Raw genomic sequence first — 14,335 nt, 5'->3', positions numbered from 1 at the left:
AGGCGCTTTAACCTTTAGAGTGAAATCTAATGAGTATTTTATTCCTATGGTTGGAGCTATAGATGTTGATGCTGAAATTAAAAAACTAACCGAAGAGTTAAACTATACCCAAGGCTTTTTAAAATCGGTACAAAAGAAACTTTCTAATGAGCGCTTTGTTGCTGGAGCACCACAACAAGTAGTTACTAGCGAAAAGAAAAAAGAAGCAGATGCTTTGGCTAAAATGGAGACTTTAAAGGCTAGTTTAGCTAGTTTGAGGTAGTTTTTTGATGATTCTTTTAATGGTTATTTGATAAAAAGGCGATTTAATGTTTTTTATAAAGCGCTAAACGAGGTGGGTTGAAAATTTCTAGTAAATCAAGTGCTCAACAGAAGTTAGAAAATTTTAAGAATTACTTTCGGTACAAAAAATAATTAGTCACTAGATCAATATAGGCTTGTTTTGCTTGATTTTCTGAAAGATCTTTAGCCTGGAATAGGGCATTGGTTTTAAAAGCATTAATTATGGGCTTTTTACTACTGGGTCTTTCGTAATTATTAGTAGCTTTTTTGTAGTAAGCATAGAGTTTTAAAAGGGTGTCAGCAGGAAATGGTTCACTATGAGCATTTACTCTAGCAACAGCTTCTTCAAATTCTGTGTTTAATTCGTTATCACTCATTAATTTCCGCAATTACACTTTCACCACCGCTAACTTTTTGATTTAATTTGACTTTAATTTTGGTGTCTAAAGGCAAGTACAAGTCCACTCTAGATCCAAATTTTATAAATCCAGATTCATCACCTTGAGTAGGTTTATCATTAACTTTTGCATAGTTTACAATACGTTTAGCTAAAGCACCAGCAATTTGTCTGTGTAAAACTTTACCATATGTTTTATTTTCAACCACAACAGTAGTGCGCTCATTTTCCTCACTTGCTTTAGGGTGCCATGCTACTAGATATTTTCCTGGATGGTATTTACTATATAAAACCTTACCACCAATTGGATAACGCGTTACATGCACATTTAAAGGAGACATAAATACACTTACTTGCAAACGCTTTTCTTTAAAATACTCTTTCTCAAATACTTCTTCAATAACGACAACCTTGCCGTCTACAGGAGAAATAACTTGTTTCTCGTTGAGGTCTGTATGTCGTTTTGGATTTCTAAAAAATTGCAGTATTAGAATTAGGAATACTAATAAGGTTACCATTGTGATTGTTCTCAACCAATTGATATCAATAAAACTATTAACTAATAAACTACATCCAACAACACTAATAAATGTGATGACTATAATTTTATGACCTTCTTTATGAAACATAATTTAAAATTCTTAAAAATAAATATATAAATGGTGCAGCAAAAATAATACTATCTAATCTATCTAATAATCCGCCATGACCGGGCATGATTACACCACTATCTTTAACGTTTGCTTGTCTTTTAAATTTAGACTCAATTAAATCCCCTAAAGTACCAAATACACTAATTATAATACTTAAAATTAGCCAATTTGTGAAATCTAAAGTCTCAGTAAATATAGCAATAAAATAACTTGCTATGCATGAAAAAAATAGTCCGCCAAGAAATCCTTCTACCGTTTTTTTAGGTGAAATAATTTCAAAAAGTTTTTGTTTACCAAAATTTTTACCAACTAAATATGCAAATGAATCGTTTACCCAAACTAATATAAATGCCCCTAATAAAATGTTTGGATTATAGTCTCCATTATAGTTGGTTATTAAAATTAAAAACACGAACGCACTTGATAAATAAAATGTAGTAAGTAAAAATCGTTTGGTGCTAAAGAGAGGAATGCTTTTTCTTGAAAACAAATCTTTAATTAAAAAAAGCACTACAAAAATAGAGAGCACCATGAGGATTTGGGTAGCTTCATTTAATCCTGTATTCGTATTTAAAACGGTTTGCCAATACCCGAAAACGGCATACAGTGTAATAAAAATAAAATAAGGAATATGGCTCTTAAGCTGAATGAGTTTTTTGAATTCACCCATACAAATTAGTCCAAATATAAAAAACAGAGCAATTAAGGCGTGTTCAAAACGAATACAAATAAGTAATAAGGAGACATAGATTAAACCAGAAAGTGATCGTACAAGCGTTTCTCTCATGCTATAAGTCTTCTAAAAGTAATAGGTATAGGTTTTTTGCACTGCTACCATAACTTAGAAAATCTTTTTCATCTCCAGATTTAAAATGCTTTATTGTGGTAATATTTGTTGGGATTTTTTGTCTATTTTTAGATTTTATACCCCGTAAGCCTTCACCTATAGTATCAACAATTTGACTAGTTGTAGCGAAGACGATGAAGTTAAAAGGGAGCTCAGGAAGTCTTTTTTCGTAGATTTGCTTTGACGAAATCAGTAATGATCCATCATTAGCAATCAAATTTTCACAGGTAGTTAAAAAATAAGTAGATTCACTTATTTTTCTGGTTGGCAGTAAATGGGAATTTTTAAACCGATCTTCTAATTCTGAATCAAGTAATAATACTTGTTCTTCTTCCCAGCCATTTTCCTCTAGAATATGTTCCAGATTTTTGTAAATTTCATTTAAATTTTCACAATACAAAAATTTACCGCCATTAGCCTTAAAGTTTATGGTAAACCTTTCGTCTATTGGTAGTTTTATCTCAGGCATATATTTACCCCGGTCATCAGATTTTAATTCTTCACCAGAACGTTCAGATTTCGAACCAAAAATTTTTCTAAAAAGACTCATTTAATGTGTTGCTATTAACTGAAATATTTATGAGGTATATCAAATATAAAAAATCTTAAATTAACCCTGCGATTAATTTAAGATTTTTACTAAAAGCTAGACAAATTTTATGTTTTCTATCTTATTCCTCTTCGTCTTTTTTATCTTCTTCTGTGTTTACAGGTTGCTCTTTTTCAAAAGGGCGCTTTCCAAATATTTTTTCAAGATTATCTTTAAAAATAACCTCTTTCTCCAACAATACTTCTGCAAGTTGTGTTAGCTTATCTTTATTTTCTTCTAACAATTTAATAGCACGTTGATATTGTTTTTCAATGATATCTGAAATTTCCTTATCAATTAATTCCGCAGTTTTTTCACTATATGGTTTTGAAAATCCATATTCGTTTTGTCCTGAAGAATCATAGTAGGTAAGGTTTCCAATCTTATCGCTTAAACCGTATATGGTAACCATGGCACGAGCTTGTTTAGTAACTTTTTCTAAATCACTTAAAGCACCAGTTGAAATTTTATCAAAAATTACTTTTTCAGCTGCACGACCACCTAAAGCAGCACACATCTCATCGAGCATTTGCTCTGGTTGTACAATTAAGCGTTCTTCAGGTAAATACCATGCAGCACCTAATGAACGTCCACGAGGTACAATAGTAACTTTAACTAATGGCGCAGCATATTCTAACATCCAACTTGTCACGGCATGTCCCGCTTCATGAAAGGCAACGGCACGTTTTTCACTAGGTGTTATAATTTTATTTTTCTTCTCAAGACCTCCAATAATTCGATCTACGGCATCAAGAAAATCTTGTTTATCAACAGCTTTTTTACCGTTTCTAGCAGCTATTAAAGCAGCTTCATTACAGACGTTAGCAATATCAGCACCAGAGAAACCTGGAGTCTGTTTTGATAAGAAATCTAAATCTAAATCTTTAGCTTTTTTAAGAGGTCTTAAATGCACTTCGAAAATTTCTTGACGTTCACGAACATCAGGTAAATCGACATAAATTTGCCGATCAAAACGTCCCGCACGCATTAAAGCTTTATCTAAAATATCAGCTCTGTTAGTTGCTGCAATTACAATAACATTAGTGTTTGTTCCAAAACCATCCATTTCAGTTAATAACTGATTTAACGTATTTTCACGTTCATCATTACTTCCAGACATAGCGTTTTTACCTCTTGCACGACCAATAGCATCAATTTCATCAATAAAAATAATTGATGGTGATTTTTCTTTAGCTTGCTTAAATAAGTCTCTAACTCGAGATGCTCCAACACCAACAAACATTTCAACAAAATCAGAACCTGATAATGAGAAGAATGGCACTTTTGCTTCACCAGCTACGGCTTTTGCTAATAATGTTTTACCTGTTCCAGGAGGTCCTACAAGTAATGCGCCTTTTGGAATCTTACCACCAAGGGCTGTGTACTTTTCTGGAAACTTAAGGAAGTCAACAATTTCTTGAACTTCTTCTTTTGCCCCTTCAAGTCCTGCAACATCTTTAAAACTCGTTTTTACTTCAGTATTCTGGTCAAAAAGTTTTGCTTTTGATTTTCCTATATTGAAAATTTGTCCGCCAGCACCTCCGCCAGCACCTCCCGACATACGGCGCATAATAAATATCCAAACTCCTATTAAAAGAATAAAAGGTAGAATACCCATTAGTAAATTGCCCCAATCGTTCGTTTCTGTGTCGAACGTAATAATAGGCTTAACAGCTAAACCTTTTGTGTTTTCATTTAATTGATTTTCGAAATTTTGAAGATCACCAAATTCAAATCTATAGTTTGGTAATTTTGTAGCTGATGGGATAAATGTTTGAGGTTTCGAGTTTTTATGAATCTCTTTTGCCTCAGCATCTTTTGTTAAATAAATTTTTGCTACCCGTGTATTTTTTACGATATCAATTCGCTCTACATCACCTGATTCTAAATATTGAAAAAAGTCAGAAGGAGTCGTTTTATTGGCATCTTGATAGGTTCCGCCATTAAATAATTGAAACCCTAAAAAAAGGGCTATTAATATACCATAAATCCAATACGGACTAAATTTAGGCTTCTTATCTTTTATGCTTTTCTTTTCGTTTGCCATTTGATTTTTTTAGTAACTTGTTTCTATAACTGTTGTTTTTGCATCGCCCCAAAGACTCTCAATATCATAATATTCTCTAATATGTTTTTGAAACACATGTACTACAACATCTACGTAATCAATTAACACCCATTCAGCATTATCTGCCCCTTCAGTATGCCAGGGGTTGTCTTTAAGCTCTTTACTTACCTTTTTCTGTATGGAATTGACTATAGCGTTTACTTGCGTATTTGAAGTTCCTTCGCAAATAATAAAGTAATCACAAACCGTGTTTTCAATTTCTCTTAGATCTAAAATGTTTATTTCCTTACCTTTAACATCTTCAATCCCACTGATTATTACTGATATTAATTGGTCTGCGCTTATTTTTTGTTTCGCCATTTATTATAATTAAATTTATGCAAAGTTATTATTTTTTTAGTTCTTTATACTTTAAAATAATCATAAGATTTCAGAGTATTTTGATAACTTGTATATGCATATAATCAAACTTAATGCCATCGACTCTACAAATAGCTATTTAAAAAAGCTATGTACAACTGAACCTGTTAGTGATTACACCGCTGTAATTGCAGAAAATCAAACACAAGGTAGAGGGCAAATGGGAACTATTTGGAATTCAGAGTCGTCTAAAAACCTCACGTTTAGTGTCTTCAAGGAACTATCTGACTTTCAGTTTGAAGCACCTTTTTATATAAGTATGGTAGTGGCTTTATCACTTTTAAAAACTATAGACGCTCTTTCAATACCTCGATTAAGTGTAAAATGGCCAAACGACATTTTGTCAGCAGATAAAAAAATATGTGGTGTTTTGATTGAAAATGTCATAAAACAAAATGCTATTAAGGCATCTATTATTGGTATTGGTATCAATGTGAACCAAATTACCTTCGAAAATTTACCCCAAGCATCTTCATTAAAATCGATTTCCGGAAAGGAATATGACTTAAATGAATTAACTATTGCTATAATAAATAATTTGAAAGATTATTTTTTATTGCTGAAGGGTAAAAAGTATATCGAGTTAAAAAAAGAATATGAAACACATCTATTTAGAAAAAACAAACCTTCAACATTCAAAGATGTTGAAGGCGTCATGTTTTCTGGTTTTATAAAAAGTGTTTCCGATATAGGATATCTTCAAGTGTTATTAGAAGATAATATTTTAAAAGAATTCAATTTAAAAGAGATTACTCTTTTGTATTAGATGGACTTAGGAATACTTGTGGCCAGTGTTTCAATAAATTTACTGATTGGGCCTTTAATCATCATGGCCATCATAGGATTGAAATCCCCTGTAAAATCTAATTTTACCTCACTAGTCGTAGCATTCACTTCAGTAATATTTGCAATCAGCGAAAAATCTAATTTTCCACCAGCAGCACCCAACACAATTTTGTTTGGAGGAATAACTTCTTTCTTTTTTAGAATAATTTCTGGCATACCTTTTAATGCGAAAAGAAATTTGTCTTCGTCTAAAACTTCAAATTTACTAATGTTTTCAGGCATTAAAGATTTAAAGTTCTTTATGTCAGCTAAAAAATTAAATACATCCTCTGGAGATTTACTTACACTAATTGTTGGGGATTCTAAATTCATTTTTTTGTAATTTGTTTTTATAAAGTCGTTAAGTTTTGATTCTGAAAGACTTTACATCTAATTAACGTAATTTATATATTAATTAGCGTTCCATTCACTAGGATTGGTATTCCACTCCGATAAGGTTTTTAATTCTTTTTCAGAAATATAGTTTGTTTCTAAGGCCTGTTCAAGCAAATTTTCATAGTTGCTCAAGGTGTTTAAATAAATGTTTTCTTTTTCGAAATTTTTTGTAGCTATATCAAAACCATACGTAAAAATGGCAACCATACCTTTTACATTAATTCCAGCTTCTTTTAAGGCTCTAACAGCGTTTAAACTACTTTTTCCTGTGCTTATTAAATCTTCAACTACCACCACGTTTTGTCCACTTTCCACAAAGCCTTCAATTTGGTTTTTTCGTCCATGTCCTTTGGCGTCTGGTCTCACATATATAAAAGGTAAGCCTAAATATTCAGCCACTAACATTCCAATACCAATTGCACCTGTAGCAACACCAGCAATAACATCGGGTTTTCCATATTGCTTTTCAATATATTTTCCCATAGTTTCACGAATGTAATTACGAATGGGCGGAAATGATAGTATGATTCGATTATCACAATATATAGGTGATTTCCATCCAGAAGCCCAAGTAAAAGGGTCGTTAGGTTTAAGTTTTATAGCATTAATTTGTAATAAAACTTCAGCGGTTTTTTTGGCGGTGTCTTTGTTAAAAATCATGTAGCAAAATTACACATAAATTTAATTCTATATTGAAGGTTGGTGACTAATAAAAATATTTTTTTCAACATTGTATAAGGTGTTAGTAAAAATGATATTTTTACGACATTGAAATTGTTAATTATAACGAACCATGTATAAAGTTTTTGTTGGTGATAAGCCAATAATTTTAACTTCAGTAGTTGAGAAAGAAACTAACTTTAAGAATTATTTACTAAGCACAGTAAATATGGCAAAAGTTATAAGACGTCTTAATAATACATCTTTAAGTGAGGTCCGCCTAATTCATAAAAATCCTGATAAAGTTTTAAAAAAGTTTTTGAAGAAACTCCCAAACGTTATTGCTGGTGGAGGTAAAGTTTTTAATGACAACGGTGAAATACTATTTATTTATAGAAATGATAAATGGGATTTACCTAAAGGAAAAGCGGAGCGGAAAGAAACTATTGAGGAGACTTCAATACGAGAAGTGGAGGAAGAGACTGGTGTTAAAGGCTTAGAAATTAAAAAACTATTAGATACTACATATCATATATTTAAACGTAACGGACGGTACAAAATAAAAATCACGTATTGGTTTGAAATGAAAACCAGTTACTCCGGTAATTTACATCCTCAACAAAATGAAGGCATAACAAAAGTAGCTTGGTTAAATAAAAAAGAAACTGAAAAGGCACTTGAAAATTCTTATGCTAATATTAAGTTATTGGTGTAAACTAATTTAGCCTATAAATAGGGTATTGTAAATGAGCTTTTTCATAATACTTACTTTGTTTGTGTATCCAATCTAATTGAGCATACCATTGATCTGTAAAGTCTTTTTCGTTTTTCTTTTTCTCTTCAAATTCAACTTTTAATTTAGGGTTTTTATCAAGTATTTTTAAAGCTAAATCTTCCCAAACATACGGTGAAACCCATTCCTTTTGTTGTAAAATAGTATCGAAAAAATTCCAATTAAAAAACGAATCTGGTGCTTGTGGTTCTAAAGTTTCTATAATATATCTAAAAGATGGTTGAGCGGTTTTAATGATAACATCGCCTTTTTTAAAAGTAATATTCTGATTGTTTTTAGAAACAGTTACCTTGTAATGCAAATAATGACCTTCGAAAGGCATTTCTCTGGTCTTATAATCTTCAATTTTATAGCTTTCAACGGTTATTGTAGAATCTCGCTCTAAAACATGCATTTTAACAGCATTCAGTTTTAATAAATCTATTACATTGTGCCAACCTTGAGGGATTATGTATGCATCGGGTATTTTAACTTCTAAACTTGGTTTAAAATAATTTTGATAGCTAATTTTTTTTGTAAAAGGTTTCGTTCTATCATATTTTAAGCGGTTTGCACCAGTTATTTTACTTTCAATGAAATGACCTTCAAATCCTTTAAAATTTAAAGTTGTTGTTTTTGTGGTGTCTATGATCCAATCTAATGGATACGTTTTTTTAGATTGAAAATTAGCTAAAGCACTGTTTCTTAATTCAGATATTTTATCACCTTGTTCTTCAGTAATATCAATCATACTTTTCATGAGTTCGTAAGTGCCCTCAACACGCTGTTTGTAAGGTTTTAACATGTGTGTTTCTACCATAACACCCAAGCAATTAAATAAAGTTGCATAACCTGTTGAATATCTGGGGTAATCCATAAATTGAGAAAACCCTTCTTCTGGAACTTGATTAAAAATGTTTACATAAGGCGTAATATCCCAATTTTTTTCTAAAAGCTTTTGTTTTAGTGTGGGCATCATTTCGGTATGGATATAATCGCCTAAGTCATTACCCATTTTATTATGTTGTGTGAATACATGGGTGAGCGTGTATTGATAATCGGCACCATTGCTTACATGATTGTCTATAAAAACATCAGGCTTTACTAAATGAAAAATTCGAGCAAAAGTTCTTGTGTTTTTAGTATCACATTTTATAAAGTCTCTATTTAAATCATAATTTCTAGCATTACCTCTAAATCCATATTCTTTTGGTCCATTTTGATTGGTTCGCGTTGTAGAGTTTCTATTTAAGCTCCCGCCAATATTGTAAATAGGGATAGTTGCCAAAACTGTTTGTTTAGGAGCTTCAATCTTACCTTGAACTATATCCCTAATAAGCATCATGGTGGCATCAATACCGTCAGATTCTCCAGGATGAATGCCGTTGTTTATTAGTAAAATTCGTTTATCATGTTCTTTAATTTTGGAAAAATCAAATACAGCATCCAAATTCAACGTTACAAGATGTAAAGGCTCACCAGAATCAGTTTCACCTATAGCTTTAATTGAAATTTCAGGATAAACTTCAGCTAAATTATAATAAAATTTTATAGTTTGCTGGTAGGTAGCGGTTTCCAAACCGTTTGATTTTTCAAAATGAGTTTCAAAATCTTTAGATGTTTGACCTGCTGAATGATTCCAGCAAACAATTAAAACAAGGATGCTTAATACTTTTCTCATATATACCTGGATATTTTTATAAAACTACAATTTCTTTATTAATATACCTTTAAGTAGCTAAGTGTTAAAAAATCACTCGATTTAATTGTGCCTGCTAGTATAAAGTATTAATTAGATTGAAGTATTGTTTTAATACTCTCGTAAAACAAGACTGTGAGTCACAATATACTATCATTTTAGATTATAAATAGTCTTCAGAATTATTTAGCTGAAGTTATTTTGAATTAAGGTGTTCTTATGGATAATAAATGAAATGGATTCTTATAGCTATTCGTTTGGCGCTTAAAAAAACATTGAACATTTTGATACAATAAATTTTATGGCAGTAATTGCTCAAACAAGTGTAGCAGTACTATTTGCAGAAACTCTAATTAATATTAATGTTAAGAGTAACTGCTATATTAAATTATTTCAAGAAAAAGAATTGATTGTAACCTAGTTATAAAAAGAATTATCTAGATAAGACCCTAAAACGTTATAGTTTTTCTAATAGACAAATTATAATACTTCTAACTTGCACCACAACATATTAAGCGTAAATTTGCGCTTTGAAAAAACAACTATGACTGAATTTATTAGAAAGCGTGCAGCTAATGCCAAAAATGATATTTTAAGTGGAATAACTGTTTCTTTAGCATTAGTTCCAGAAGCTGTAGCATTCGCATTTGTGGCCGGTGTAGATCCTTTAGTTGGGTTGTATGCAGCATTTATGGTTGGTTTAATAACCTCTGTTTTTGGTGGACGTCCAGGTATGATTAGTGGGGCAACTGGTGCTTTGGCAGTCGTTATGGTAAGTTTGGTTGCAGAAGGAAACGCTATGGGCGAGGCAAGCGAACAATTAGGTTTATACTATTTATTTGCTACCGTTATTTTAATGGGGGTTATACAAATGTTAGCTGGTGTTTTGAAATTAGGAAAATTTGTTAGATTAATTCCGCACCCAGTAATGATGGGATTTGTTAATGGATTAGCTATCGTGATATTTTTATCACAATTAGGTATGTTTAAAGATGTTAATGGCGATTGGTTTGTAGGTGATAAACTATGGGTTATGCTTGGTTTAGTTGGACTTACCATGGGGATCATGTTTGGTTTGCCTAAGCTTACCAAAAAATTACCCGAAGCTTTAATTGCTATTTTGGTAGTATCAGGAATTGTGATTTTTGGAAATTTAGATGTAGCTACTGTAGGTACTTTTATTCGTGATGGAGGCGGAGAAGGTTTAAAAGGTGGATTACCTCAATTTCAAGCAGATATTTTTAGTAAAGTTCCTTTTAATCTTCAAACACTGAAGTTCATATTTCCTTATGCTTTAATTCTTGCAGCCATTGGATTAATTGAATCTTTAATGACACTAAATTTAGTCGACGAGTTAACCGAAACTAGAGGGAACGCAAACAGGGAATGTTTAGCGCAAGGAGGTGCCAATATTGTTACCGGATTTTTTGGAGGTATGGGAGGTTGCGCCATGATAGGCCAATCACTTATAAATATAAAAGGAGGAGGTAGAGGCAGGCTCTCAGGTATTGTAGCTGCAGTGTTACTATTAATATTTATTCTTTTTGCATCGGGACTTATAGAGCAAGTGCCTATAGCCGCTCTGGTAGGTGTTATGTTTATGGTAGTTATCGGTACGTTTGCTTGGAGTAGTTTCAGGATTCTTAATAAAATCCCATTAAGTGACGTTATTGTTCTAATTGCGGTTTCAGCGTTAACCGTTATCTTCGATTTGGCTATCGCTGTAATTGCAGGTGTAATTATTAGCGCCTTAGTGTTTTCTTGGGAAAATGCAAAACGTATTCGTGCGCGCAAGCGTTTACGAGAAGATGGTACTAAAGTTTATGAAATTTGGGGACCTTTATTTTTCGGTTCTATTATCGCCTTTAATGAGAAATTTGATATTAAAGACGATCCAGAATATGTTGAAGTCGATTTTGTAGAATCACGTATAAGCGATCATTCAGCTATAGAAGCTATTTCCAATTTGGTAAGTAAATATGAAGAAGCTGGCAAGAAAATTAAGCTTAAACACTTAAGCGAAGATTGTAAAATACTTCTATATAAATCAAATCCGAAATTCAGAGAAGTTATAGTAGAAGATATCGACGATCCTCGTTATCACTTAGCCGAAAACCCAGAGGCATTCACCAAAGGGCTTTCAGAGTATAAGTTTTAATTCAATATTTTGGGCGTTACCACAAGGGTCCGGCTTTCCGCTGTATCTTTCTTGTGCTGGACTTATTTCAGTATCTCATTAAACTTTCTGATAAGAGGATGTTTTACGGTTCCAGACAAAATTTGTTTTTCGCACAAAAAGGATGCCGCTTCAATCCCTAACGCAAGCCAGAATACAGATTTATAAACTCATAATATTTTAAGTTTATTTAAGAACATTCACTTTAACATATTCAGAATGAAAACTGCAACTGATTTACCGCTTAGTCTTTAAAGCTATCAAACGATTTTTCAAAATGGTTTTAATAAGTTCATCACTGGGCAAGTCGTATCCAAAGGTTAAATTGATTATTTTACCCTAACATTATTCGGAACCAACTTGGTATAGTCTCCATTATTTCTAATCACATCGCGCACAATAGAAGAGGCTATGTAAGACGTGCCCGCCGAGGTTAAAAGAAACACAGTTTCAATAGGAGCGAGGTCTCTGTTGGTATGAGCAATAGCCTTTTCAAATTCAAAATCAGCAGGATTTCTAAGTCCTCGTAAAATAAATTCTACGCCAATTTCTTTACAAAAATTAACAGTAAGTCCTTTGTATATAACCACTTTTACTTTGGGTTCATCAGCAAAAGCATCTTCAATAAATTTTTTCCGTTCTTCAAGAGAGAACATATATTTTTTATCAGCATTTACGCCAATGGCGACTATAATTTCATCAAATAAAGTAACGCCACGCTTTATAATATCGTAATGTCCTAATGTTAATGGGTCAAAAGACCCAGGGAATAAAGCTCGTTTCATGGTTTAAAATTACAATATTTATTTCAAAGCTTCTTCAATAGCATTATCAAACAATTCAGTCAAAGAAATATTTGCAGCAGCAGCCTGTTGCGGTAAAATGCTCTCTCTAGTTAACCCAGGAACAGTATTCATTTCTAATAAATGCGGTTCACCATCTTTAAAAATAAATTCACTTCTACTAAAGCCTTTCATTTTTAAAACTTCGTAAACCTTTTTTGCTTCGGCTATAACTTTGTTTTCTTGATCTTTAGTTATTCTAGCAGGTGTTATCTCTTGAGATTTCCCAAGGTATTTAGCTTCATAATCAAAAAAGTCATTTTCAGAAACAATTTCAGTAATTGGTAGAACTTTGGTTTCACCTTTATATGTTATCACACCAACAGAAACTTCAGTACCATCTAAAAACGATTCAATTATAATTTCGTCATCCTCTTTAAAGGCTAAATCAATAGCTTTATGTAAGCCTTCTTTTTTATGGACTTTACTTATGCCAAAACTACTTCCGGCTTTGTTTGCTTTTACAAAACAAGGTAAACCTACTTTATCAATAATAGCATCTTCATTAATGATATCACCAAGGTTTAAGTAAAACGATTCCGCAGTTTTTATCCCGTAAGGTTTTAAAACACTTAAACAATCACGCTTATTAAAGGTTAAACTCGCCTGGTACATATCGCAACTAGTATGTGGGATTTTCAACAACTCAAAATACCCTTGCATAAACCCATCCTCTCCAGGAGAACCATGAATAGCGTTAAAAACACAATCAAAAGTAACTTTGTAACCGTCTATATTTATTGAGAAATCATTTTTATCGATTGGAAATTCCATGTCTTCATTATCAACATAAACCCATTTACCTTTAAAAACATGAATGCGGTAAGGCGTGTATTTTGAAGTATCAAGCGTTTCATAAACAACATTTCCGCTTGTTAAAGAGATTTTGTATTCGCTAGAATACCCACCCATAATAATAGCAATATTTTTTTTCATTAACATTATTTTTGTCATTCCCTTGAAGGTAGGAATCTTTTCAAAATTTCACAAAAAAGTCGAAATCAATTAAATTAAACTCTAAACTCGTTTGAAACCAACAATAAAACGTATGTTATGATAGTTAATGTTAGTTAAGCTAAAATATCATATATATTGCAAAAGAAAAAACAGTTCTGTTTTTATATATTTGCCTAATAGAAAAACTTGTCCATGAGTATCATAAAATTTCTAACCAGTAAAACCTTTTTTAAACAGCTTTTATTGGCAGTTGTAGCTATAATTGTATTGTGTTTTATCATGTTAAAATGGTTAAATATGTCGACAAATCATGGCGATTTTGAAACGGTTCCTGAGCTTAAAGGTAAATCTATAAGTGTTGCAGAGTTAGAGTTAAAAGATAATAAATTGGTTATGAAAATTCAGGATTCAGCAAATTACAACCCAGATTATCCCAAGTTTTCAGTTATAGAACAGGAACCTTTGGCGGGTTCTAAAGTTAAGGAAGATAGAAAAATATACATCACACTTAATCCCTCAGGTTATAGAAAGATGAATATTCCTGAAGGCTTAATAGACCAAACATATAGACAAGTAAAACCAAACCTAGAAGCTCTAGGTTTTAAAGTAGGCAAAGTCACTTATGCCGATAATATTGGAAAAGACATGGTATTAAAATTAACGCATAAAGGAAAAGCACTTAAAGCAGGTGATAAGTTAGCCAGAACCTCTGTTATAGATTTGGTTCTTGGTAATGGTAAGAGACCTTAAAT

The 14,335-nt window shown here is 32.0% G+C and carries 16 protein-coding genes; 5 read left to right on the top strand and 11 right to left on the bottom strand.

Annotated elements, in window-relative coordinates; genetic code table 11:
• Positions 1–262, top strand: a 262-nt coding sequence (locus tag QZ260_RS11200) for a hypothetical protein (protein ID WP_295986209.1), incomplete at its 5' end; no start/stop codon positions are given.
• A gap of 130 nt (positions 263–392) precedes the next feature.
• Here QZ260_RS11200 and QZ260_RS11195 read toward each other — a convergent pair.
• From QZ260_RS11195 to rsfS, 6 genes are all read right to left on the bottom strand, one after another.
• Positions 393–659 (bottom strand): acyl-CoA-binding protein, encoded by a 267-nt coding sequence (locus QZ260_RS11195; RefSeq protein ID WP_295986207.1) that lies wholly within the window; start codon positions 657–659, stop codon positions 393–395.
• On the bottom strand, positions 652–1,308 hold the full coding sequence (locus QZ260_RS11190; protein WP_295986205.1) for a phosphatidylserine decarboxylase family protein: 657 nt from the start codon (positions 1,306–1,308) through the stop codon (positions 652–654). The genes QZ260_RS11195 and QZ260_RS11190 overlap by 8 nt, the downstream gene beginning before the upstream one ends.
• Positions 1,298–2,119: a phosphatidate cytidylyltransferase gene (locus tag QZ260_RS11185; protein WP_295986203.1), complete on the bottom strand. Its 822-nt coding sequence runs from the start codon at positions 2,117–2,119 to the stop codon at positions 1,298–1,300. The genes QZ260_RS11190 and QZ260_RS11185 overlap by 11 nt, the downstream gene beginning before the upstream one ends.
• A 1-nt stretch (position 2,120) precedes the next feature.
• The gene (locus QZ260_RS11180; protein WP_295986200.1) at positions 2,121–2,729 is read right to left on the bottom strand and encodes an LUD domain-containing protein; all 609 of its coding nucleotides are present in this window, start codon (positions 2,727–2,729) and stop codon (positions 2,121–2,123) included.
• A 121-nt stretch (positions 2,730–2,850) separates the two neighbouring features.
• Complete coding sequence (ftsH, locus tag QZ260_RS11175) at positions 2,851–4,815, bottom strand: ATP-dependent zinc metalloprotease FtsH (RefSeq protein WP_295986198.1); 1,965 nt, start codon at positions 4,813–4,815, stop codon at positions 2,851–2,853.
• Between the two features lie 9 nt (positions 4,816–4,824).
• A complete protein-coding gene (gene rsfS / locus QZ260_RS11170; RefSeq protein WP_295986196.1) occupies positions 4,825–5,196 on the bottom strand; it encodes a ribosome silencing factor in 372 nt (123 codons plus the stop codon).
• A 94-nt stretch (positions 5,197–5,290) separates the two neighbouring features.
• On the opposite strand from rsfS, the gene QZ260_RS11165 reads away from it, so the two are divergent.
• On the top strand, positions 5,291–6,022 hold the full coding sequence (locus QZ260_RS11165; protein ID WP_295986194.1) for a biotin--[acetyl-CoA-carboxylase] ligase: 732 nt from the start codon (positions 5,291–5,293) through the stop codon (positions 6,020–6,022).
• On the opposite strand, the gene QZ260_RS11160 is transcribed toward QZ260_RS11165, so the two are convergent.
• Positions 6,019–6,414 (bottom strand): SRPBCC family protein, encoded by a 396-nt coding sequence (locus QZ260_RS11160; protein ID WP_295986193.1) that lies wholly within the window; start codon positions 6,412–6,414, stop codon positions 6,019–6,021. The two genes, QZ260_RS11165 and QZ260_RS11160, sit on opposite strands and share 4 nt — an antisense overlap.
• A gap of 78 nt (positions 6,415–6,492) precedes the next feature.
• Complete coding sequence (gene pyrE / locus QZ260_RS11155) at positions 6,493–7,137, bottom strand: orotate phosphoribosyltransferase (RefSeq protein WP_295986190.1); 645 nt, start codon at positions 7,135–7,137, stop codon at positions 6,493–6,495.
• A gap of 133 nt (positions 7,138–7,270) precedes the next feature.
• Here pyrE and QZ260_RS11150 point away from each other — a divergent pair, with 133 nt between their 5' ends.
• Positions 7,271–7,852 (top strand): NUDIX hydrolase, encoded by a 582-nt coding sequence (locus QZ260_RS11150; RefSeq protein ID WP_295986187.1) that lies wholly within the window; start codon positions 7,271–7,273, stop codon positions 7,850–7,852.
• 1 nt (position 7,853) lies between these two features.
• On the opposite strand, the gene QZ260_RS11145 is transcribed toward QZ260_RS11150, so the two are convergent.
• Positions 7,854–9,590 carry a M14 family metallopeptidase gene (locus tag QZ260_RS11145; protein WP_295986185.1) on the bottom strand — a complete coding sequence of 579 codons (1,737 nt, stop codon included), beginning with the start codon at positions 9,588–9,590 and terminating at the stop codon, positions 7,854–7,856.
• A 562-nt stretch (positions 9,591–10,152) separates the two neighbouring features.
• Between QZ260_RS11145 and QZ260_RS11140 the strand changes: the two genes are divergently transcribed.
• Entirely contained in the window at positions 10,153–11,766 is a 1,614-nt protein-coding gene (locus QZ260_RS11140) for a SulP family inorganic anion transporter (RefSeq protein WP_295986183.1), read from the top strand.
• Positions 11,767–12,113: 347 nt separating this feature from the next.
• On the opposite strand, the gene coaD is transcribed toward QZ260_RS11140, so the two are convergent.
• Together coaD and QZ260_RS11130 are read right to left on the bottom strand one after the other, a co-directional pair.
• Positions 12,114–12,569 (bottom strand): pantetheine-phosphate adenylyltransferase, encoded by a 456-nt coding sequence (gene coaD, locus QZ260_RS11135; RefSeq protein ID WP_295986181.1) that lies wholly within the window; start codon positions 12,567–12,569, stop codon positions 12,114–12,116.
• A gap of 18 nt (positions 12,570–12,587) precedes the next feature.
• The gene (locus QZ260_RS11130) at positions 12,588–13,562 is read right to left on the bottom strand and encodes a D-alanine--D-alanine ligase (RefSeq protein WP_295986179.1); all 975 of its coding nucleotides are present in this window, start codon (positions 13,560–13,562) and stop codon (positions 12,588–12,590) included.
• Between the two features lie 213 nt (positions 13,563–13,775).
• Between QZ260_RS11130 and QZ260_RS11125 the strand changes: the two genes are divergently transcribed.
• Positions 13,776–14,333: a PASTA domain-containing protein gene (locus QZ260_RS11125; protein ID WP_295986177.1), complete on the top strand. Its 558-nt coding sequence runs from the start codon at positions 13,776–13,778 to the stop codon at positions 14,331–14,333.
• Positions 14,334–14,335 lie beyond the last annotated feature (2 nt).

It is taken from the genome of uncultured Algibacter sp., assembly GCF_905480415.1.
GTDB lineage: Bacteria > Bacteroidota > Bacteroidia > Flavobacteriales > Flavobacteriaceae > Algibacter_B.
The sequence above is the reverse complement of the archived record's forward strand: the minus strand, read 5'-3'. Positions and strand labels throughout refer to the sequence as shown.

Coding starts and splice junctions, on each gene's coding strand:
- QZ260_RS11180 (WP_295986200.1), bottom strand. CDS start 2,729: ATGAGTCTTTTTAGAAAAATTTTTGGTTCGAAATCTGAACGTTCTGGT.
- QZ260_RS11140 (WP_295986183.1), top strand. CDS start 10,153: ATGACTGAATTTATTAGAAAGCGTGCAGCTAATGCCAAAAATGATATT.
- QZ260_RS11165 (WP_295986194.1), top strand. CDS start 5,291: ATGCATATAATCAAACTTAATGCCATCGACTCTACAAATAGCTATTTA.
- QZ260_RS11185 (WP_295986203.1), bottom strand. CDS start 2,119: ATGAGAGAAACGCTTGTACGATCACTTTCTGGTTTAATCTATGTCTCC.
- QZ260_RS11195 (WP_295986207.1), bottom strand. CDS start 659: ATGAGTGATAACGAATTAAACACAGAATTTGAAGAAGCTGTTGCTAGA.
- pyrE (WP_295986190.1), bottom strand. CDS start 7,137: ATGATTTTTAACAAAGACACCGCCAAAAAAACCGCTGAAGTTTTATTA.
- QZ260_RS11190 (WP_295986205.1), bottom strand. CDS start 1,308: ATGTTTCATAAAGAAGGTCATAAAATTATAGTCATCACATTTATTAGT.
- coaD (WP_295986181.1), bottom strand. CDS start 12,569: ATGAAACGAGCTTTATTCCCTGGGTCTTTTGACCCATTAACATTAGGA.
- QZ260_RS11160 (WP_295986193.1), bottom strand. CDS start 6,414: ATGAATTTAGAATCCCCAACAATTAGTGTAAGTAAATCTCCAGAGGAT.
- QZ260_RS11150 (WP_295986187.1), top strand. CDS start 7,271: ATGTATAAAGTTTTTGTTGGTGATAAGCCAATAATTTTAACTTCAGTA.
- QZ260_RS11145 (WP_295986185.1), bottom strand. CDS start 9,590: ATGAGAAAAGTATTAAGCATCCTTGTTTTAATTGTTTGCTGGAATCAT.
- rsfS (WP_295986196.1), bottom strand. CDS start 5,196: ATGGCGAAACAAAAAATAAGCGCAGACCAATTAATATCAGTAATAATC.
- QZ260_RS11125 (WP_295986177.1), top strand. CDS start 13,776: ATGAGTATCATAAAATTTCTAACCAGTAAAACCTTTTTTAAACAGCTT.
- ftsH (WP_295986198.1), bottom strand. CDS start 4,815: ATGGCAAACGAAAAGAAAAGCATAAAAGATAAGAAGCCTAAATTTAGT.
- QZ260_RS11130 (WP_295986179.1), bottom strand. CDS start 13,562: ATGAAAAAAAATATTGCTATTATTATGGGTGGGTATTCTAGCGAATAC.